Consider the following 18,963-nt stretch of genomic DNA (forward strand, 5'->3'; position numbering starts at 1 on the left):
GTGGGGTACCGGGAGGACGGTCCCGGTACCCCGATCCAGTTGGGGCGGTTCTAGTACGACGATCCGCCCGAGCCCAGCGACCCCGTGGGGTGCCAGACGGTCTTGGTCTCCAGGAAGGCCGTCATGCGTGCCGTGCCCGGGTCCGCGTTCCAGTCGTCCACAGGCTGTGGACGCAGGACGCGCTTGAGGTTGTCCGCGGCCGCGATCTCCAGTTCCTTGGCCAGCGCCACGTCGGCACCGGCCAGGTCGATCGCGTTGACGTCCTGGTGGGAGGCCAGGTGCGGGCCCATCTCGGCGGCCTTGCCGGACAGGATGTTGACCACGCCGCCCGGCAGGTCGGAGGTGGCGAGCACCTCGCCCAGGGAGAGGGCGGGGAGCGGGGACTTCTCCGAGGCGATGACGACCGCGGTGTTGCCGGTGGCGATGACCGGGGCGATCACCGAGACCAGGCCCAGGAAGGACGAGGCCTGCGGGGCGACGACGGTGACGACACCGGTCGGCTCGGGCGTGGAGAGGTTGAAGAACGGACCCGCGACCGGGTTGGCCCCGCCCACGACCTGGCCGATCTTGTCGGTCCAGCCCGCGTACCAGACCCAGCGGTCGATGGCCGCGTCCACGACGGCGCCGGCCTTCGACTTGGACAGGCCCTCGGCCTCGCCGACCTCGCGGACGAACTGGTCGCGGCGGCCCTCCAGCATCTCGGCGATGCGGTAGAGGATCTGGCCCCGGTTGTACGCGGTCGCGCCCGACCAGCCGCCGAAGGCCTTGCGGGCCGCGACGACGGCGTCACGCGCGTCCTTGCGGGAGGACAGGGGTGCGTTGGCCAGCCAGTTGCCCTTGGAGTCGCTCACCTCGTACACCCGGCCGCTCTCGGAGCGGGGGAACTTGCCCCCGACGTACAGCTTGTAGGTCTTGAAGACGTTCAGACGCGTCGACGACGACTCAGACATCGAGGTAGCCCTCCAGGCCGTGGCGACCGCCCTCGCGGCCGAAGCCCGACTCCTTGTAGCCGCCGAACGGCGAGGTCGGGTCGAACTTGTTGAAGGTGTTGGCCCAGACGACGCCCGCGCGGAGCTTGTTGGCCACCGCGAGGATGCGGCTGCCCTTCTCCGTCCAGATGCCGGCGGACAGGCCGTACTGGCTGTTGTTGGCCTTGGCGACGGCCTCGTCGGGCGTACGGAAGGTCAGTACGGACAGCACCGGGCCGAAGATCTCGTCGCGGGCGACGGTGTGCGCCTGGGTGACGTTCGTGAAGAGCGTCGGGGCGAACCAGTAGCCGGCGGACGGCAGCTCGCACGCCGGGGACCAGCGCTCGGCGCCCTCGGCCTCGCCGGTGTCGGCGAGCGCGGTGATCCGGGCGAGCTGCTCGGCGGAGTTGATCGCGCCGATGTCGGTGTTCTTGTCGAGCGGGTCGCCCAGGCGCAGGGTGCTCAGGCGGCGCTTGAGGGAGTCCAGCAGCTCGTCGTGGATCGACTCCTGGACGAGGAGGCGGGATCCGGCGCAACAGACCTGGCCCTGGTTGAAGAAGATGCCGTTGACGATGCCCTCGACGGCCTGGTCGATCGGGGCGTCGTCGAAGACGATGTTGGCGCCCTTGCCGCCCAGTTCGAGGGTGACCTTCTTGTCGGTGCCGGCGACGTGGCGGGCGATCTTCTTGCCCACGGCCGTGGAGCCGGTGAAGGCGACCTTGTTGACGTCCGGGTGCTCGACGAGGGCCGCGCCCGCGTCGCCGTAACCGGTGAGGATGTTGACGACGCCCTTGGGCAGGCCCGCCTGGCGGCAGATGTCCGCGAAGAACAGGGCGGAGAGCGGGGTCGTCTCGGCCGGCTTCAGCACGACGGTGTTGCCCGTGGCGAGCGCCGGGGCGATCTTCCACGCGAGCATGAGGAGCGGGAAGTTCCACGGGATGACCTGGCCGGCGACACCGAGCGGGCGCGGGTTCAGGCCGTAGCCGGCGTGGTCGAGCTTGTCGGCCCAGCCCGCGTAGTAGAAGAAGTGCGCGGCGACCAGCGGGAGGTCCGCGTCGCGGGTCTCCTTGATCGGCTTGCCGTTGTCGAGGGTCTCCAGGACGGCCAGTTCGCGGCTGCGCTCCTGGATGATCCGGGCAATGCGGAAGAGGTACTTGGCGCGCTCGGAGCCGGGCAGCGCGGACCACTTCTCGAACGCCTTGCGGGCCGCCTTCACGGCGCGGTCCACGTCGGCGGCGCCCGCCTGGGCGACCTCGGCGAGGACCTCCTCGGAGGCCGGGGAGACGGTCTTGAAGACCTTGCCGTCGGCGGCGTCGGTGAACTCGCCGTCGATGAAGAGCCCGTAGGAGGGGGCGATGTCGACGACCGAGCGGGACTCGGGTGCCGGTGCGTACTCGAAAACAGATGCCATGGTGATCAGTCCACCGTCACGTAGTCGGGACCGGAGTAACGGCCGGTGCTCAGCTTCTGGCGCTGCATCAACAGGTCGTTGAGCAGGCTGGAGGCGCCGAAGCGGAACCAGTGGTTGCTCAGCCAGTCCTCGCCCACGGTCTCGTTGACCAGGACGAGGAACTTGATCGCGTCCTTGGTGGTGCGGATGCCGCCGGCCGGCTTCACGCCGATCTGGATTCCAGTCTGCGCCCGGAAGTCGCGTACGGCTTCGAGCATGAGCAGGGTGTTCGCCGGGGTGGCGTTGACCCCCACCTTGCCGGTCGACGTCTTGATGAAGTCGGCGCCCGCGAGCATGCCGATCCAGGAGGCGCGGCGGATGTTGTCGTAGGTCGACAGCTCGCCGGTCTCGAAGATGACCTTCAGGCGGGCGGCGCTGCCGTCCTCGCGGACGCAGGCCTCCTTGACCGCCTTGATCAGCTCGTACGTCTCCAGGTAGCGGCCGGCGAGGAAGGCGCCACGGTCGATGACCATGTCGATCTCGTCGGCGCCGGCGGCGACGGCGTCACGGGTGTCGGCGAGCTTGACGGGCAGCGCGGCGCGGCCGGCCGGGAAGGCGGTGGCCACGGAGGCGACCTTGACGTCGGCGCCGTTCAGGGCGGCCTTCGCGGTGGCCACCATGTCGGGGTAGACGCAGACGGCGGCCGTCATCGGGGTCGTGCGGTCGGTCGGGTCGGGATTGACGGCCTTGGCGGAGAGCGCCCGGACCTTGCCCGGGGTGTCCGCGCCTTCCAGCGTCGTCAGGTCGATCATCGAGATGGCCAGGTCGATGGCGTACGCCTTGGCCGTCGTCTTGATCGAACGGGTCCCGAGCGAGGCCGCGCGGGCCTCCAGGCCGACAGGGTCTACGCCGGGCAGCCCGTGCAGGAAGCGGCGCAGCGCACTGTCGGACGTCGTCACGTCGGCGAATGCGGAGAGGGTGGTGGGCATGGTCACCACATGAGCATATCTACGCGCGTAGCAACCTGTCACCCCCTCCCCCGAAACCAATCGGAATCGGGCACCCCGTTTGCTGTTACGCGGCCATGACAGGAGCAAGATCGTCCGCACGCACGGGATCCGTAGATTCTTCTTCAGCAGCCCGCCACACCTGACCCGGTGAACCAGACCGAACAGACGCAACGCGGCATGCGACTCTCCTCCACTCTCATCACCCACGCTTCAGGAGTCGTTATGCGTTCCGCCCTCGCCCTCCGCACCTCGCTCGTCACGGCCGTCGTCGCCGGAGCCCTCCTGGCGCCCGCCGCGGGCACCGCCTTCGCCGCCGCCGCCCAGACCCCGGCCTCCACCGCCACCGCCGCTTCGGACAACAGCCGTTACGAGGGCAAGCCGGTCTACATCGGGGAGGGCCTGGTCGCGGTGCTGCGCAACGGGGCCGAGGGCCCGGAGGCCTGGATCCGCAGCGTTCCCGCCGACTGGAAGCCCGGCGACGACTACATGACCCGGGTCATGCGCCTGCTCAACCGCGAGGCGACCACGACCACGGTCAACGGCCTGTCGCTGAAGCTGACGGACATCACGACGGCCACTCCCGTCCTGACGGTCACCACCAAGGACGGCGCCACCAAGTCCTTCCCGCTGCCCAAGGGCGCGACGGCCCCCGCCACGTGCATCTCGGAGGTCAAGAAGGTCCCGGTGGGCGCCGGCCTGATCGCCGACCTGGTCATGTCCCCGAAGGGCCCGAGGGCCTACGTGCACTCCGAGCCGACGCCCGGCGACTGGACCCGCACCCTGGACCGCACGCACCCCACGGGCTCGGACGACTACTACCTGCGCATCGCGAACCCGAGCGGCGCCAAGCCGGTCTTCGAGTGGAAGACCCAGGGCGGCGAGGGCGTCCCGGTCCAGAAGGCCGCCTTCCCCGAGCTCCCCAAGGGCTGCAAGCTCGACTACAAGGTCACCGAGGAGCAGTCCGGGACCCCGGCGCCGAAGCCGTCCGCCACCGCCTCCACCGCCCCGGGCGGGAAGAAGGCGCAGACCGCGGGCCAGACCACCGTCATCCCGCAAGGCCCGGTGGCCGCCGGTGCCGAACTCCCCGTGGAGACCGTCGCGGACACCGACAACACCACGACCGTGGCGGCCGGCGCCGGCCTGGTCGCGATCCTCGCCGCCATCGGCACGACCGTCCTGCGCCGCCGCCGCAACCACGGCTGACCCGGTACGCCCCTTCGCCCCACCCTTCGGCGGGCCGCCCTCGTGGCGGCCCGCCATCCCTCGTTGCAGGAGCCCTCCATGGTCCGCCCGTCCCGCCGCGCCGCCCGCGGCCCGGTCCTCGCCGTCACCGTCGCCCTCGTCGCCCTGGCCGGCGCCGGCATCAGCGGCTGCGGGGCCCCCGCGCCCGGGAAGCCCGCGACCGCCCCGGCGCCGTACGTCTCCCCGGCCTCCGCGCCCGCGGCGGCCCCGGCGCCGACCGCCGCCGCCACTCCCCTGCCCGCCTCGGCGCCCGTGCGCGTACGGATCCCCTCGGCCGGCGTCGACGCCTCCCCGGTGCTGAAGCTGGGGCTGGCCGGCGACGGCACGGTCGAGGTGCCCTCCGTGGCCGACGGGGACAAGATCGGCTGGTACACGAAGGGCGTCACGCCCGGGGAGACCGGTCCCGCCGTGCTGATCGGACACTTCGACACCGCACGCGGCCCCGCCGTGCTCAAGGACGTCTCCAAGGTCCGCACCGGTGACGAGATCACGGTGAACCGGGCGGACGGCAGCACCGCCGTCTTCCGGGTGCGCGAGCTGGAGCAGGTCGGCAAGGAGCGGTTCCCCACCGCCAAGGTGTACGGCGACACCACCCGCCCCGAGCTGCGCGTCATCACCTGCGGGGGCGAGATCACCGACGGCCACCGGCCCGACAACATCATCCTGTACGCCGATCTCGTCAGCTGAGACGGCGTGGGGCAGAATCGACCGCATGAGCAGCCAGCAGCCCCCTGATGAACCGGTGTACGCGGACCGGGTCTACCGCTCCTCCATGTCCGTGGTCACCGGCGTGCTGCTGCTGGCGCTGACCGTCTGGCTGTGCGTGGACGCGGTGGTCCGCGGCACGGGGAACACCCCGTTCATCTCACTCGCGATCCTCTTGTGCGCCGCACCCCTGATCGTGGCGTTCACGATCCGCCCGGCCGTCTTCGCCAATGACGACCGGTTGCGCGTACGGAACCCCTTCCGGGTCATCGAGCTGCCCTGGGCGTCCGTGGACGCGGTGCGCGCCGGGTACTCGGCGGAGGTGCTGGCCGAGGGGTCGAAGTTCCAGCTCTGGTCGGTGCCCGTCTCGCTGCGGGAGCGCAAGCGGGCGAACCGGCAGCAGACCGGCCGCCGCGGCGGGCTCACCGGGGGCGGGCTGACCGGGGGCGGGACGAACTCCTCCGACGAGAAGACCGCCCCCGCCACCCCGCAGCGGGCTCGGGCCGACCGGATCGTGGACGAGCTACGGGAACTGGCGGAACGCGGTGCCTCCCGGCCGGGCGCCCAGGGCTCCGTACGGGTGCAGTGGTCGTACGAGATCATCGCCCCGGCCGTGGCCGGAGCGGTGCTGCTGATCGTGCTGATCGCCCTGCGCTGAGCCCGGTGCGGCGGTCCCGGCCGAGGCCGCGGTCGCGGCCTCGCAGCCGACCTCGATGTCGGTACCGCCCTCGCCGTCGCAGTCGTCCGTACCGGCACCGCCGATGAGGCTGTCCGCGGCGGGACCGCCGCGCAGGAAGTCGTTGCCGGCGCCGCCGCTGAGCGTGTCGTTGCCGCCGGCGGTACCGACCGAGCCGCCGTCGAAGTCCCGCCCGTTGTCGCCGATGATGCGGTCGTCGCCGCCCCGGCCGTCGATCACGTCGTTCCCCGCGGTGGCCCCCGTGGGATCGGCGGCGATGCTGTCCCCCACGAGGATGACCTCGCCGGCGCTGCCACCGAGGATGCGGTCGTTCCCGGAGCCGGTCGCCCGGCCGGACGCCAGGTGGTCGCCCCAGGCGCCGAATCCGCCGTCCGCGCCGAGGTCGATGAGGTCGTCGCCGCCGCTGCCGCTCGCGTTGCCGAGGACCGCCAGGCTGTCGCCGGTCACGTCGCCGAACTCTCCCGGCCCCTCCAGCAGGACGTCGTCGGCGGCGCCCGACGCGTCGTAGTAGCCGATCGAGTCCCCGACGAGGCCGTCGCTGTCCGCGCCGCCCTCCAGGCGGTCGTTCGCGGCGCCGGTGACGTGGTCGCCCCGGCTGTCGCCGGTCAGGGAGTCACTGCCGTCCCCGCCGAGCAGTACGTCGGGCGAGGCGCCGGCCGCGGTGCCCTGTACGGCCCAGTGATCGCCGGTCAGGGAGTCGAAGTCGGCGCCGCCGGTGAGGAGGTCGCGCCCGGTGGGGCCGGTGGCGTCCCCCGTCCACGCGATGTCGTCGCCGATCAGCGTGTCGTTGCCGGCGCCGCCGTCGACCCTGTCGTCACCGGCCCCGCCGGCGACGTAGTCGTCGCCCGCGCCGCCGATGAGCGTGTCGCCGCCGCCGAGTCCGCAGATCAGGTCGTTTCCGCCGCCGCCGTCGATCACGTCGCGGCCGGGGGTGCCGATGATGACGTCGTCACCGGGTGTGCCCACCGTGGTCGTGGCGACCGCGTCGAAGCACGTGGGCGTCGCGGCGGCGGCCTCGGCCGCACCGAGCCCGACCAGGGCTGCGACCAGCACTTGTGCGCCGACCGTGGCCACCACCATGCGGACGGCTCGTCGTTCTCCGGACATGGCCGTTCTCCTTTCCGGGAGTTCGCGATCACTGTGCGTGATCTCGGGTGGTGCCCGGAGGGGGCTCGTCGCCCGCCGCGGCGATTTCATCCGATCGGATTCTCGTACGTTCCTCGGCGAGCCCGCCCGACCGGCGGAACCGGCGCCGCCGCATGACGCGTCCTCGCAGGTGTGCAGCGCAATGAGGCCGGCGAAAGCACCGGCACCGCCCCCGCCGTCTCCGTCCGGCTCCGGCTCCTGGCCGCGGCCCTGCTGGCCGCGCACCTCCTGGTCGTCGGCTGGCTGACCCTCCGCCCCCTCGACGTGCCGTGGGCCGCGGCCGCCAATCTGACCCCGCTGGAGGGGATCAGGGCGGCCTTCGCGGCCGGGCCGCTGGAAGGCGCCCGGCGGATCGGGGAGGGGCTGGCCCTGCTGGCCCCGCTCGGGGTGCTGTTGCCACTGGTCAGCGGGCGGCTCGCGCCGTCGGCGCTGTCCGCGTGGTCCTCGCTGGTGCGGACCGCCGCCGCGGGCGCACTGGTCTCGGCGAGCATCGTGATGTTCCAGACCGCCGTTCCCGGACAGGTCGTCGACGTGGACTCGATGCTGCTGAACACCGTCGGCGTGGTGCTCGCGCACGTGGCCGTCGTACCTGCGCTGCGGGCGCGGCTGCGCCGCTCACACGCCGCTTATCAGGGGGCGACCCCGAAAATTACCAGGGTCGGGCTCGGCCCCTGGACCGACGTCCTGTCGGCGGTTCCCCGGGAGTATTGAGACATCGCAATCGAGCGATCCCGACGAAGGAGAACCCATGAGCGCCATTGTCCGCCCCCGTGACGGCCGAATGATCGGTGGAGTGTGCGCGGGGCTGGCGCGCCGCTTCGGAATTTCCGCGAACACGATGCGCGTCATATTCGTCGCCTCGTGCCTGCTGCCCGGTCCGCAGTTCCTGATCTACATCGCGCTCTGGCTGCTGCTGCCGAACGAGAAGCCCGCGTCCACCGCCTGGTAGCGGACGCGGGGCGGAGCCGGGGAGGGTCAGGCGGCCCGCTTGATCTTCTCCAGTTGCCTGTCCGCCACTTCCTGCGGCACCCGCGCCTGCTTCTGGCCGGAGGCCACGTCGAGGGCCATCAGCCGCACGATGGTGTCGCCCTCGCGCACGACGACCAGATGGACCTGGGCGGAGACGCCCTGGCCGGCGGCGGTCGTGGTCCAGCTGACGCTCTCGTCGCCGGTGGTGCGGTAGTCGGCGGCGCGTACGTCGCGGTAGCCGGCGGTCTGCTTCTCGACGGTGGCGGAGAAGCCCGTGCCGCAGGCGGCCACGGCGGCCTTGAGCCGGGAGATCAGCGCCTTGGCGTCGCTCTCGGCGTAGGAGCTGACGGAGGCGGAGACGGCGAGTCCGAGCTGCTTCTGGGAGCCGACGCCGCGGTTGACGGTCTGGCGTGCGGCCGGGTCCGGATCGTCGCCCATGATGTCGGCGAGCGGCTGGCAGACCTTCTTGTCTGCCTGCGGCTGGCCGTCCGGGGCGTTCGGGTTCTTGCCCTGGGCGGAGATCTGGTAGCCGGGCAGGTCGCCCTGTTCCAGCGCGGACCGCTCCAGCCTGCTGCCGCCGCTCTTGGCCGCGGCCGAGCCCGACGGGGCCGGGGCGGAGGCCGACGCGGCGGGCGCGACCGGGGAGCCCTTCGGGTCCGGGGCCTTGCCGCCCGCGGGGGCGTGCGTACTACTGCATCCCACGGCCGCGAACAGCAGGGTGGGGAGCAGCGCGACCATCGTCGCTCGTGCCTTCATGCGCATGACCGAACCTCATACCCCGTACCTGGGTGGGCAGTTGGCGATGATCGTGGCATACGACGCGGCGTGGCGCCCACCCGCTCGAAGGGGTGTGCGCCACGGGTACGCGCGTACGGATCAGGCGCCGAGACCGCTGGTCGGCAGACCGCCGAGCAGACCGGTCACCGGGGCGAGCGCGGCTGCCGGGTCGCTGGACTGCTCGCCTTCCTGGGCGCCCATGTGCTGCTGGCTGGTGAGGCCCTGGACCGCGGTGGTGGCGGTGCCCAGCGTGTCGGTGAGGCCGACGGCCGGAACCGCGGCGGCCGAGGCGGTGCCCGCGGCGACGGCGGCGAAGGCGGCACCGAGAGCGGCGACACCGAGGGTCTTGGCAGCTGACTGCTTCATGAAGAATCGTCCTTGCGACGGGGAATTGGGCGGCTCCGCAAACTAGTCACTTCAAACCCCGGCCCGCAAACATCCTTAAATACGAGAAAGCGCCCGGGAATTGCTCCTCCCGGGCGCTTTCGGTACGTCAAGCCATGGCCTACGCCAGGACGGAACCGCTGGTGGAGGCGGTCTGCTGGAAGAGCCATTCGGACTTCAGCTCCGCGTACCCCGGCTTGATCACCTCGTTGATCATGGCCAGTCGTTCATCGAAAGGAATGAACGCGGACTTCATCGCATTGACGGTGAACCACTGGATGTCGTCGAGGGAATACCCGAAGGCGTCGACCAGGTGCTCGAACTCGCGGCTCATGCTGGTGCCGCTCATCAGGCGGTTGTCGGTGTTGACGGTGAGCCTGAAGTGCAGCTTCCGCAGCAGACCGATCGGGTGCTCGCCGTACGAGGCGGCCGCGGCCGTCTGCAGGTTCGAGGTCGGGCACATCTCCAGGGGGATGCGCTTGTCCCGGACGTACGAGGCCAGCCGGCCCAGCGTCACGGAGCCGTCGTCGGCGACCTCGATGTCGTCGATGATCCGCACGCCGTGACCGAGGCGGTCCGCGCCGCACCACTGCAGGGCCTGCCAGATCGACGGCAGGCCGAAGGCCTCGCCCGCGTGGATGGTGAAGTGGTTGTTCTCGCGCTTGAGGTACTCGAAGGCGTCGAGGTGGCGGGTGGGAGGGAACCCGGCCTCGGCGCCGGCGATGTCGAAGCCGACCACGCCGTGGTCGCGGTAGCGGTTGGCCAGTTCCGCGATCTCCAGCGCGCGGGCGGCGTGGCGCATCGCGGTGAGCAGGGCGCCGACGCGGATGCGGTGACCGTTGGCCTTGGCGCGGCGCTCGCCCTCGCGGAAGCCCTCGTTCACGGCCTCGACGACCTCTTCGAGGGTCAGCCCCTTCTCCAGGTGCTGTTCGGGGGCGTAGCGGATCTCGGCGTACACGACGCCGTCCTCGGCCAGGTCCTCGGCGCATTCCGCGGCGACCCGGTACAGGGCCTCTTTGGTCTGCATGACCGCGCAGGTGTGCGCGAAGGTCTCCAGGTAGCGCGGCAGGGAGCCGGAGTCGGCGGCTTCGCGGAACCAGATGCCGAGCTTGTCGGCGTCGGTCTCGGGCAGGTTCTCGTAGCCGACCTCGCGGGCCAGCTCGATGATGGTCCCGGGGCGCAGGCCTCCGTCGAGGTGATCGTGCAGGAGCACCTTCGGGGAGCGGCGGATCTGGTCCGGGGTCGGCAGGGTGGGGGTCTCGCTCGTCATCTGGGCACTCTAGCTCCTACGCGCGTAGAGCGGGATGCCGACGGCGTCCGCCGATATGTAACAGTGACCGCGCGGACGGATGGCGTACATCTCGGGGTCTGAGAGTGTTCGGCCATGGCACAGCATGCGCCGCCGGCGCGCGGGGCCCGTCTGGGACGGGTGGCCGGCGCGAACGGCTCGGTATCGACGGTCAGCGGTGTGGTCCTCCTGCTTCCGGGGGCGTCCAGATTGTTCCCCGGTCCGCTGCGCCCGCTCGCGCGGGCGCTGGCCCGGGCGGGTGCGGCGGACGGCCTGGTGGCGCACCCGGTCGTGTACGGCGGGCAGGACTCCCGGGAGGAGCAGGCGAGGTGGGCCGCGGACGAGGTGGGGCGGCGGTACGGGGACGTGCCGGTGTGCCTGGCCGGATACGACGCGGGAGGGCTGACGGCACTGCGGGCGGCGGGGCACGGGGCCGTCAACTCCGTTCTGGCGATGGCGCCTTCGTTAGAGGAGAGGGTCGGCAACGACTCCCCTGAACCGGTGAAACAGCTGTCGGGGCGGCAGGTGTTGATCGTCCACGGCACCAACGACGCGCGCAGCGACCCGGAGGGCTCGTTCCGGCTGGCGGCGCGGGCGAAGAAGGCGAATCGTTCTACCTGTCGTTTCGAAGTGCATTCGGACGGGCACCGGCTGCACGAGCACCAGGCGGAAGTGGTGGCGCTGGCCGTGGACTTCATCCTGGGCGCGCTGGGCTCGGGCAGGTACTCCCGCCCGGTGACGGACGCCCTCGCCGCTCCCCCGCCGCTGGGTCTGCGGATGCCGCTGGCCTCCGGGTTCGGGCGGTCGCTGAGGGGATGAGCGGGGCGGGGACGCCCGGCGTACCGTGAGGAATGGACTCGGGGTGCTGTTCCTCTCCCGGAGGGCGATGGGCCATGGGCGGATTGCTGCACAAGAACTTCGACAAGCCTGACGAGACGCGACCGTTCGAGGCGAAGACGGGCAGGCTGGACCTGTTCAACACCGAGGGCGGTGCCGTGGGGCGCGCGGTCTTCGAGCCGGGCTGGCGGTGGTCCATGCACGTCAAGCCGATCGCGGGCACCGACAGCTGCCAGTCCGCCCACACCGGTTACGTGGTGAGCGGCCGGATGAAGATCGTCATGGACGACGGGGAGAGCGGCGAGATCGGCCCCGGCGACTTCATCCAGATCGCGCCCGGGCACGACGCCTGGGTGCTGGGCGACGAGCCCTGCGTCGCGCTGGACTGGACGGGTTACGTCGACTACGCGAAGCCCGCGTCCGGCTGACGCCTCCGCCGGGCCGCCGGGCCCTGCCCGAGCGGCGTGACCGCGCGGTGCGTCCGTCCCCCGGCCTCGCTGAGGTGGCTGTGGTCGCGCCAGTCCGTCCGTACCCGCCGCTCCGCCCCCTCACGGTCGGTTGACACCGATGGAACCGGCGCGACCACCACGGTGTGCGCACCCTCCCCCAGCTACCGCTGGGAGGTGCCCCCCGGGCGGGCGGCCGCCACCACGGCTGGTCGCGGGCTCAGCAGGACGGCAACGGGCCCCCGTCCCCCGTCGGGCGTCCATTGCTGCCGCATACCGCGCTCCCCCCTCACGCCGTCCTGACACTGTGCCTCTTCGGCATATGCCGAATGTGTCCGGGCAGGCGTCGTCTTGCCGCCTTGCGGGAACACGAGGGGTTTACAGATCATCGCGTACAGGGACGAATACGCACATGCGACCCGATGAGGATGGAGTGGCCGGGGAAGCCGGCGCCACTGGGCAACCCGGGGAGCTGAGCCCCGCCGCGCGGCGTCTGTACGCGTACGCGGTCGAACGGCATTCCTTTGACGCCGGAGAGGCGACGGGGGCGCTGGGGGTGCGCGCGGCCACCGCGATCACCGAGCTGGCCGCCGCACACCTGCTCCAGCGCGCTCCGGGCGCGGGCCCCGAGCGGTGGAGCGCGGTGGCGCCCCGGGCGGCGGCGGCCCGGGCGCTGGCCCCGCTGGCTCTGCTCGTACGGGAGACCCACGACGAGATGGACCGGCTGCGGGGGCGGCTGGAGGCGCTGGTACCGGAGTACGAGGCGGGGACCGCTCACCGGGACGTGAGCGCTTCGGGACGCCTGGAGCTGGTCACGGACCTGGGGGCGGTACGGGGGCTGATCACGGAGCTGGTCGCGGCGTGCGAGCGGGAACTGCTGACCTCGCAGCCGGGCGGCGGGCGGCCGCTGGAGACCCTGGAGGAGGCGATCGGGCGGGACGAGTCGCTGCTGGCGCGCGGGGTCCGGATGCGGACGATCTACCAGCACACGGCGCGCTACTCGCGGCCCACGGCGGCGTACGTGGAACGGGTGACGGCGCTGGGCGCGCAGGTGCGGACGCTGGGGGACGGGCTGATGCGGATGCTGGTCTTCGACGGCCACACGGGCCTGATGGCGGTTCCGGAGCGGAGCGGGGCGGCGCTGGTGGTGCGGGAGCCGAACGTCGTCCACTTCATGACGGCGGCGTTCGAGCGGTCCTGGCTGGGCGCGGAGCCGTTCCCGACGTCGGTGAGCCCGGAAGCGGCCCGGTCCATCTCTGACGAGCTGCGGCAGACGATCGTACGGCTGCTGTCGGAGGGCCAGGAGGACAAGGTGATCGCGCGGCGGCTGGGCATGTCGGAGCGGACCTGCCAGCGGCACATCGCCGAGATCATGCGCGCGGTCGGGGCGAAGTCCCGCTTCCAGGCGGGGTACTTGCTGTCGGCTCAGCCCGATCGGGAGCCGACACGGGACGCCTGACACTCCGGCCTCGCCGGTGTTTGAGGCGCGGGGGCTGGGCGGCGCCCCAGGATCCCGGCTCCGCCGGGCACCGGGCTCTGCCCGGACCCGCGCCTCAAACGCCGGCGAGGCCGGAATCGCTACAGCTCGGGGATCAGCGCACCCCGGCGGGAGAGGAGGAAGCGTTTGAACTCCGCCACCGGGGGTGTGTCCGGATGGCCGTCGAGCCAGGCGACGCCGATCTCGCGGACCGCGCGCGGGGCGGTGACCGTAAGCTCGACCACACCGGGGCGGGCCACGGCGGGTGGGGGCAGGAGGGCCACGCCCAGGCCTGCGGCGACCAGGCCGCGCAGGGTTTCGGCCTCCTCGCCCTCGAAGGCGACCCGGGGGGTGAAGCCGGCTTCCGCGCACAGGTTGTCGGTGATGCGGCGCAGGCCGTAGCCGGGTTCCAGGGTGACGAAGGTTTCCTCGGCGGCCTCGGCGAGGCGGATGCGCTTGCGGCCGGCGAGGCGGTGGTCGTCGGGGACGACGAGGCGCAGGCGCTGTTCGTCGAGGCGGCGGGCGACGAGGTCGGGGGCGTCCGGGACGGGTGAGGTGAGGCAGAGGTCGAGTTCGCCGGAGCGCAGCTTCTCCAGCATGGCCTCGCCGTAGTTCTGGACGAGGGAGAAGCGGATCCGGGGGTGGTCGGCGCGGAAGGCGCGGATGAGGCCGGGTACGGTCTCGGAGCCCAGGGTGTGCAGGAAGCCGAAGGCGACCTTGCCGTAGGCGGGGTCGGCGTCCTGCTGGACGGATTCGGCGGCGCGGGCGATGCCGTCGAGGGCCTGCTCGGCGGAGGCCAGGAAGGTGCGGCCGGCGGTGGTGAGGGCGACGGTACGGCCCTTGCGGGCGAACAGCGTGACGCCCAGGTCGTGTTCGAGGCGGACCATCGCCCGCGAGAGGGTGGACTGCGGGACGCCCAGTTCGTGTGCCGCGCGGGTGACGTGCTCGTGCCGGGCGACGGCCGCGAAGTACGCGAGGCGCGGGGCCAGCAGTTGTGTCACGGACAAGTCTTCTTCGTAACGGTTCATCGACGTGCGCCGCCCTGAGCTGTGCTGATGCATGAGTGGATCGATTATCGCGATTCTGTGCATTGGACGCATGAAAAAGGCGGGCCTACCGTCGAAGCATGCCTCCCGCTCATACCGGGGCATCCGTCACCACGGGTGCCTCCACCCCGTCGTCTCCCGGCTCCGTCGATCAAGACGGTGAAGCCCTCTCCCCCGGCCGCCCCGGCTACCGCCGGATGAGCCTCGCGCTCTTCGCCGCCGGACTCGCGACCTTCGCCCTCCTCTACTCCACCCAGGCGCTGCTGCCCGCGATCTCCGCCGGTTTCGGCGTGACGGCGGGTCAGGCCAGCTGGACGGTGTCCGCGGCCACCGGTGCGCTCGCCCTGTTCGTCCTGCCGCTCAGTGCGCTGTCCGAGCGCTTCGGGCGGACCCGGATGATGATCTGCTCCATGGTCGTGGCCGTGGGCGTCGCGCTGCTGATCCCCCTCGCGCCGAACCTGGAGTGGCTGATCGGGCTGCGCGCCGTCCAGGGCGCGGCGATCGCCGGTATCCCCGCCTCCGCGATGGCGTACCTCGCGGAGGAGGTCAAGCCGAAGGCGCTGGTCGCCGCGATCGGCCTGTTCGTGGCGGGCAACTCCATCGGCGGCATGAGCGGCCGCCTCGTCACCGGCTGGGCCGCGCAGTTGTGGGGCTGGCGGGCCGGGCTGGGCGCCGTCGCCCTGATGTCGCTGGCCTGCGCGGTGGCGTTCCTGGTGCTGCTGCCCCGGGCGCGGTTCTTCCGGCCGGCGTCGCTGAACCCGCGTGCGGTGGGTCGTACCGTCGCCGGTCACCTGCGCGATCCGCTGCTGCTGCGGCTGTACGGGATCGGCGCGCTGTTCATGACCGTCTTCGGCGCGGTGTACACCGTCATCGGCTACCGCCTGGTCGAGGAGCCGTTCTCGCTCGGGCAGGGCGTGATCGGCTCGATCTTCCTGATCTACCTGGTCGGTACGGTCTCCTCGGCGGCCGCCGGCCAGTTGGTGGCCCGGACGGGGCGGCGCGGTGCGCTGTACCTGGCGGTGACCACCACCGCGCTGGGGCTGCTGCTGTCGCTGTCGGATTCCCTGGCCGCGATCCTGGTCGGCCTGATCCTGATCACGGCGGGCTTCTTCGCGGGCCACGCGGTGGCCTCCTCGGCGGTGAGCCGGACGGCGAAGACGGGCCGCGCGCAGGCCTCCGCCCTGTACCAGTCGGCGTACTACCTGGGCTCCAGCGCGGGCGGCACCCTGGGTGCGCTCGCCTACCACTCGGCGGGCTGGGCGGCCACGGTCGGCATCGCGCTGCTGGCGGTGCTCGGCGTCGTGTCGATCACCCTGTACGGCTCGCACGCGGCCCGTGCGGAGCGGCGCCTGCCGGTGTCCGCCGCGGCCGCGCGCTGAGAGACACGCCCGAACGGTCCTTGGGCCGTTCGGGCTGCCGTTGTCAGAGCCCTCCGGTAGTTTCCGAGGTATCGGATCCGGCCAGGGGGAAAGGCATCATGAGCGAGCTCGCGACGACACCGCAGGACCTCGACCTCGACGCGGCGATGGACCGGTACCGCGTCGAGCTCACCGGCTACTGCTACCGGATGCTGGGCTCCTCCTTCGACGCCGAGGACGCCGTGCAGGACACGTACGTCCGTGCCTGGCGCAGCTACGAGAAGTTCGAGGGCCGCTCCTCGCTGCGGTCGTGGCTGTACCGGATCGCCACGAACGTGTGCCTGGACCTGCTGAACGCGGGGAACAAGCGGGCCCGCCCGATGGACCTGACCGCGCCGCAGCACCAGGCCTCCGCCGTGCTCAACGAGCGCTCCGAGGTGACCTGGCTGGAGCCGGTCCCGGACGGGCGGGTGCTGCCGCAGACCGCCGACCCGGCGGAGATGGCCCTGGCGAAGGAATCGGTGCGCCTGGCCTTCGTCGCGGCGCTCCAGCACCTGCCGGCGAAGCAGCGGGCCGTGCTGATCCTGCGCGAGGTGCTGGCCTGGAAGGCCGACGAGGTCGCCGTGCTGCTGGAGACGACGGTGGCGTCGGTGAACAGCGCCCTTCAGCGGGCCCGAGCCACTCTGGCCTCGCACGGGATCCGCGACAGCGACCCGGCGGACCCGCTCGACGCGGACCAGGCGAAGCTGCTGGAGCAGTACCTTTCCGCCTTCGAGGCCTACGACATCACCCGGCTCACCACTCTCCTCCACGAGGACGCGGTGCTGTCGATGCCGCCGTTCGACCTGTGGCTGCAGGGCCACGCCGACATCGCCGCGTGGCACCTGAACCAGGGCATCGGCTGCAAGGGCTCCCGCCTGGTCCCGACGACGGCGAACGGCCTGCCGGCCTTCGGCCAGTACCGTCCGGCCGCCTCGGGCACGGGCCACGTGCCGTGGGCGCTCCAGGTCCTGGAGATCTCAGACGGCAAGATCGTCGGGCTCAACGCCTTCCTCGACACCGCCCGGTGGTTCCCGCTGTTCGGCCTCCCGGAGGAACTGGCGTAGGACGGCCCGTTGCGAAGGCGTGAACCCCCTGGAAGTGTGCTGCTTCCAGGGGGTTCACGTGGTGTTCGGCGTGCGGGTGGGTGCGTCAGACGAGGCAGCCGGATCCAGTGCTGGGGTTGGTGCAGGTGTTCCTGCCGGGACCGCCGTTGTTGATGTTGGTACCGGTGCCGCCGTTGAGGGTGTCGTTGCCCGCTTCGCCGAACAGCGAGTCGTTGCCCGCGTTGCCGCCGATGGTGTCCTTGCCGTCGCCGCCGAGGAGGGTGTCGTCGTTGTCGTCGCCGTTGATGGTGTCGTTGCCGTCAGCGCCCTCGATGCGGTCGTTTCCGGTGCCACCCATCAGGACGTCATTGCCCTGAGCGCCGCAGATGAGGTCGTCGCCGCCGAGGCCGTTGACCGTGTCGTTGCCGCGGAGGGCGAAGATCACGTCGTTGCCCGGGGTGCCGACGAGGTTGTCCGCGTGGTCGGTGCCGATGATCGTGGGCGTCGCGTTGGCACAGGTCAGCGCGTTGACGACCTGGTTGACGGTATTGCTGGTGGACGGCGCGTACGTGGTGTCACCGCCGTACTCGGCGGTGATCGGGTGGGTGCCGACGGTCAGGGTACTGACGGGGAGCGTCGCCGTGCCGGTGCCGTCGAGGGCGTCGGTGCCCAGGGTGGTGGCCCCGTCCTTGAAGGTGACCGTGCCGGTCGGGGTGCCCTCGTCACCGCTGACCGTGGCGGTGAAGGTCACGGTCTGGCCGACCACGGACGGGTTGACCGACGAGTTCAGCACGGTGGTCGTCGGGGCCTTGACGCCCAGCAGCACCGACACGTTGTTGCTGTTCGCGTTCGCGGTGACCAGGTCGAGGCGTCCGTCACCGTTGAGGTCGGCGACCGCCAGCCCGGTCGGCGCATCGCCCGTGGCGTGGGGCTCGGCCGGGCCGAACGTACCGGACCCGGTGTTCCGCAGCACCGACACGGTGTCGCTGCCCTCGTTCGTCACGACGAGGTCGGGGCCGCCGACGCCGTCGATCTGGGCCACCGCCACGGTGAACGGCATGTCGCCGCCCGAGGAGTGAGGGCTCCCGGCCGCCGGGGTGAACGTGCCCGTGCCGTTGTTCAGGAGCACCGACACGGTGTCGTCGTTGAGGTTCGCGACGGCCAGGTCGAGACCGGTAGCGCCGTCGAGGTTGCCCACGGCCACCGAGAACGGGTTGTTGCCCACCCCATAGTTCACGGCCGGGCCGAAGGCACCGGACCCGGTGTTGAGCAGCACCGACACGCTGCCGCCCACCGAGTTCGCGGTGGTGAGGTCCGGCTTGCCGTCGCCGTTGAAGTCGCCCACCGCCACCCAGAACGGGGTGTCGCCGACGGCGAAAGGACTCCCGGCCACCGGGGCGAACGTGCCCGAGCCGTTGTTCAGGAGCACCGACACGTCGTCGCTGCCGGCGTTCGCGACGGCCAGGTCGGGACCGGTGACGCCGTCGAAGTTGCCCACCGCCACCGAGACCGGCGCATCGCCCACAGGAAAGTCCGTGCGCGTCGGGAACGCCCCGGACCCGTCGCCCAGCAGCACCGAGATGTCGTCGTCGTTGGTGTTCGTGACGACGAGGTCCGCTTTGCCGTCGCCGTTGACGTCCGCGACGGCCACCGAGACGGGCAGGGCGCCCACGGTGTAGCCCGTGGCCGTGCCGTAGGCGCCCGAGCCGTTGTTCAGCAGCACCGACACGTCGTTGCTGTTCGGGTTCGCGACGGCCAGGTCGGGACCGTTGACACCGTCGAAGTCACCGGTCGCCACCGACTGGGGGCTGGTGCCGACCGGGTAGTTCACCGCCGGGGCGAAGTTCTGGGCGTGGGCCGCCGGAGCGCCGATCAGCGCGGTGAGGAACAGCGCGCCGGTCACACCGGCCAGGACGCCCCTGCGTCTGCGCCGCGCGGCGGGGGCCCCGTCGCGCGCACGGGATCCGGTGGTTCTGGTTGCGCGGCAGACCGACAGTTCGAACACGCGGCACCCTCATTCACGGCTGGCCGGGAACACCGGAGCGTGAGCCACACCGTGCACCCGACACGTGGACATGGCGGTGGCGGGCGTGCGGAGGCGGACGGGCGTGAGCCGTCGCCCCCTCTCGCAGCCCGGC

The 18,963-nt window shown here is 71.6% G+C and carries 18 protein-coding genes and 1 pseudogene; 10 read left to right on the forward strand and 9 right to left on the reverse strand.

Annotated features, from left to right (window positions below; translation table 11 throughout):
• Positions 1-50 precede the first annotated feature (50 nt).
• Genes ACIQ5Y_RS10730 through deoC form a run of 3 tightly spaced genes read right to left on the reverse strand, consistent with a single transcriptional unit; the run spans position 51 to position 3,347 of the window.
• The gene (locus tag ACIQ5Y_RS10730) at positions 51-950 is read right to left on the reverse strand and encodes an aldehyde dehydrogenase family protein (RefSeq protein ID WP_403877850.1); all 900 of its coding nucleotides are present in this window, start codon (positions 948-950) and stop codon (positions 51-53) included.
• A complete protein-coding gene (locus ACIQ5Y_RS10735; protein WP_403877853.1) occupies positions 943-2,379 on the reverse strand; it encodes an aldehyde dehydrogenase family protein in 1,437 nt (478 codons plus the stop codon). Before ACIQ5Y_RS10735 ends, ACIQ5Y_RS10730 begins: the two co-directional genes overlap by 8 nt.
• 5 nt (positions 2,380-2,384) lie before the next feature.
• Positions 2,385-3,347 (reverse strand): deoxyribose-phosphate aldolase, encoded by a 963-nt coding sequence (gene deoC / locus ACIQ5Y_RS10740; RefSeq protein WP_376657577.1) that lies wholly within the window; start codon positions 3,345-3,347, stop codon positions 2,385-2,387.
• Between the two features lie 243 nt (positions 3,348-3,590).
• Between deoC and ACIQ5Y_RS10745 the strand changes: the two genes are divergently transcribed.
• From ACIQ5Y_RS10745 to ACIQ5Y_RS10755, 3 genes are all read left to right on the forward strand, one after another.
• Entirely contained in the window at positions 3,591-4,571 is a 981-nt protein-coding gene (locus ACIQ5Y_RS10745) for a hypothetical protein (RefSeq protein ID WP_403877856.1), read from the forward strand.
• Between the two features lie 78 nt (positions 4,572-4,649).
• Positions 4,650-5,297 carry a class F sortase gene (locus ACIQ5Y_RS10750; RefSeq protein ID WP_403877860.1) on the forward strand — a complete coding sequence of 216 codons (648 nt, stop codon included), beginning with the start codon at positions 4,650-4,652 and terminating at the stop codon, positions 5,295-5,297.
• A 25-nt stretch (positions 5,298-5,322) separates the two neighbouring features.
• A complete protein-coding gene (locus ACIQ5Y_RS10755; RefSeq protein ID WP_403877863.1) occupies positions 5,323-5,973 on the forward strand; it encodes a PH domain-containing protein in 651 nt (216 codons plus the stop codon).
• A 66-nt stretch (positions 5,974-6,039) separates the two neighbouring features.
• On the opposite strand, the pseudogene ACIQ5Y_RS10760 reads toward ACIQ5Y_RS10755, so the two are convergent.
• Positions 6,040-7,209, reverse strand: a pseudogene (locus ACIQ5Y_RS10760) (calcium-binding protein); the annotation flags it as partial.
• 81 nt (positions 7,210-7,290) lie between these two features.
• Between ACIQ5Y_RS10760 and ACIQ5Y_RS10765 the strand changes: the two are divergent.
• Both ACIQ5Y_RS10765 and ACIQ5Y_RS10770 read left to right on the forward strand, forming a co-directional pair.
• Complete coding sequence (locus tag ACIQ5Y_RS10765) at positions 7,291-7,869, forward strand: VanZ family protein (protein ID WP_403877866.1); 579 nt, start codon at positions 7,291-7,293, stop codon at positions 7,867-7,869.
• Positions 7,870-7,906: 37 nt separating this feature from the next.
• Complete coding sequence (locus ACIQ5Y_RS10770) at positions 7,907-8,107, forward strand: PspC domain-containing protein (protein ID WP_403877869.1); 201 nt, start codon at positions 7,907-7,909, stop codon at positions 8,105-8,107.
• Positions 8,108-8,133: 26 nt separating this feature from the next.
• Here the strand turns inward: ACIQ5Y_RS10770 and ACIQ5Y_RS10775 are convergent, their stop codons facing one another.
• From ACIQ5Y_RS10775 to ACIQ5Y_RS10785, 3 genes are all read right to left on the reverse strand, one after another.
• Positions 8,134-8,883, reverse strand: coding sequence for a hypothetical protein (locus tag ACIQ5Y_RS10775; RefSeq protein ID WP_403877872.1), 750 nt, complete (start codon positions 8,881-8,883; stop codon positions 8,134-8,136).
• A 120-nt stretch (positions 8,884-9,003) separates the two neighbouring features.
• A complete protein-coding gene (locus tag ACIQ5Y_RS10780) occupies positions 9,004-9,270 on the reverse strand; it encodes a hypothetical protein (RefSeq protein ID WP_403877875.1) in 267 nt (88 codons plus the stop codon).
• A 139-nt stretch (positions 9,271-9,409) separates the two neighbouring features.
• Complete coding sequence (locus tag ACIQ5Y_RS10785; RefSeq protein ID WP_385127484.1) at positions 9,410-10,558, reverse strand: adenosine deaminase; 1,149 nt, start codon at positions 10,556-10,558, stop codon at positions 9,410-9,412.
• A 114-nt stretch (positions 10,559-10,672) separates the two neighbouring features.
• Between ACIQ5Y_RS10785 and ACIQ5Y_RS10790 the strand changes: the two genes are divergently transcribed.
• From ACIQ5Y_RS10790 to ACIQ5Y_RS10800, 3 genes are all read left to right on the forward strand, one after another.
• Entirely contained in the window at positions 10,673-11,395 is a 723-nt protein-coding gene (locus tag ACIQ5Y_RS10790) for an alpha/beta hydrolase (RefSeq protein ID WP_403877877.1), read from the forward strand.
• 74 nt (positions 11,396-11,469) lie between these two features.
• Positions 11,470-11,841, forward strand: a complete 372-nt coding sequence (locus ACIQ5Y_RS10795; RefSeq protein ID WP_403877880.1) for a cupin domain-containing protein — start codon at positions 11,470-11,472, stop codon at positions 11,839-11,841.
• A gap of 430 nt (positions 11,842-12,271) precedes the next feature.
• A complete protein-coding gene (locus ACIQ5Y_RS10800) occupies positions 12,272-13,318 on the forward strand; it encodes a LuxR C-terminal-related transcriptional regulator (RefSeq protein ID WP_403877883.1) in 1,047 nt (348 codons plus the stop codon).
• Positions 13,319-13,437: 119 nt separating this feature from the next.
• On the opposite strand, the gene ACIQ5Y_RS10805 is transcribed toward ACIQ5Y_RS10800, so the two are convergent.
• Complete coding sequence (locus ACIQ5Y_RS10805) at positions 13,438-14,364, reverse strand: LysR family transcriptional regulator (RefSeq protein WP_403877886.1); 927 nt, start codon at positions 14,362-14,364, stop codon at positions 13,438-13,440.
• Between the two features lie 98 nt (positions 14,365-14,462).
• On the opposite strand from ACIQ5Y_RS10805, the gene ACIQ5Y_RS10810 reads away from it, so the two are divergent.
• Together ACIQ5Y_RS10810 and ACIQ5Y_RS10815 are read left to right on the forward strand one after the other, a co-directional pair.
• Positions 14,463-15,761 (forward strand): MFS transporter, encoded by a 1,299-nt coding sequence (locus ACIQ5Y_RS10810; protein WP_403877889.1) that lies wholly within the window; start codon positions 14,463-14,465, stop codon positions 15,759-15,761.
• A 98-nt stretch (positions 15,762-15,859) separates the two neighbouring features.
• Entirely contained in the window at positions 15,860-16,846 is a 987-nt protein-coding gene (locus ACIQ5Y_RS10815; RefSeq protein WP_403877892.1) for a sigma-70 family RNA polymerase sigma factor, read from the forward strand.
• 85 nt (positions 16,847-16,931) lie between these two features.
• Here ACIQ5Y_RS10815 and ACIQ5Y_RS10820 read toward each other — a convergent pair whose 3' ends face one another.
• Entirely contained in the window at positions 16,932-18,830 is a 1,899-nt protein-coding gene (locus ACIQ5Y_RS10820) for an FG-GAP-like repeat-containing protein (protein WP_403877894.1), read from the reverse strand.
• Positions 18,831-18,963 lie beyond the last annotated feature (133 nt).

Source organism: Streptomyces sp. NPDC096339 (genome assembly GCF_044762985.1).
Taxonomy (GTDB): Bacteria; Actinomycetota; Actinomycetes; order Streptomycetales; family Streptomycetaceae; genus Streptomyces.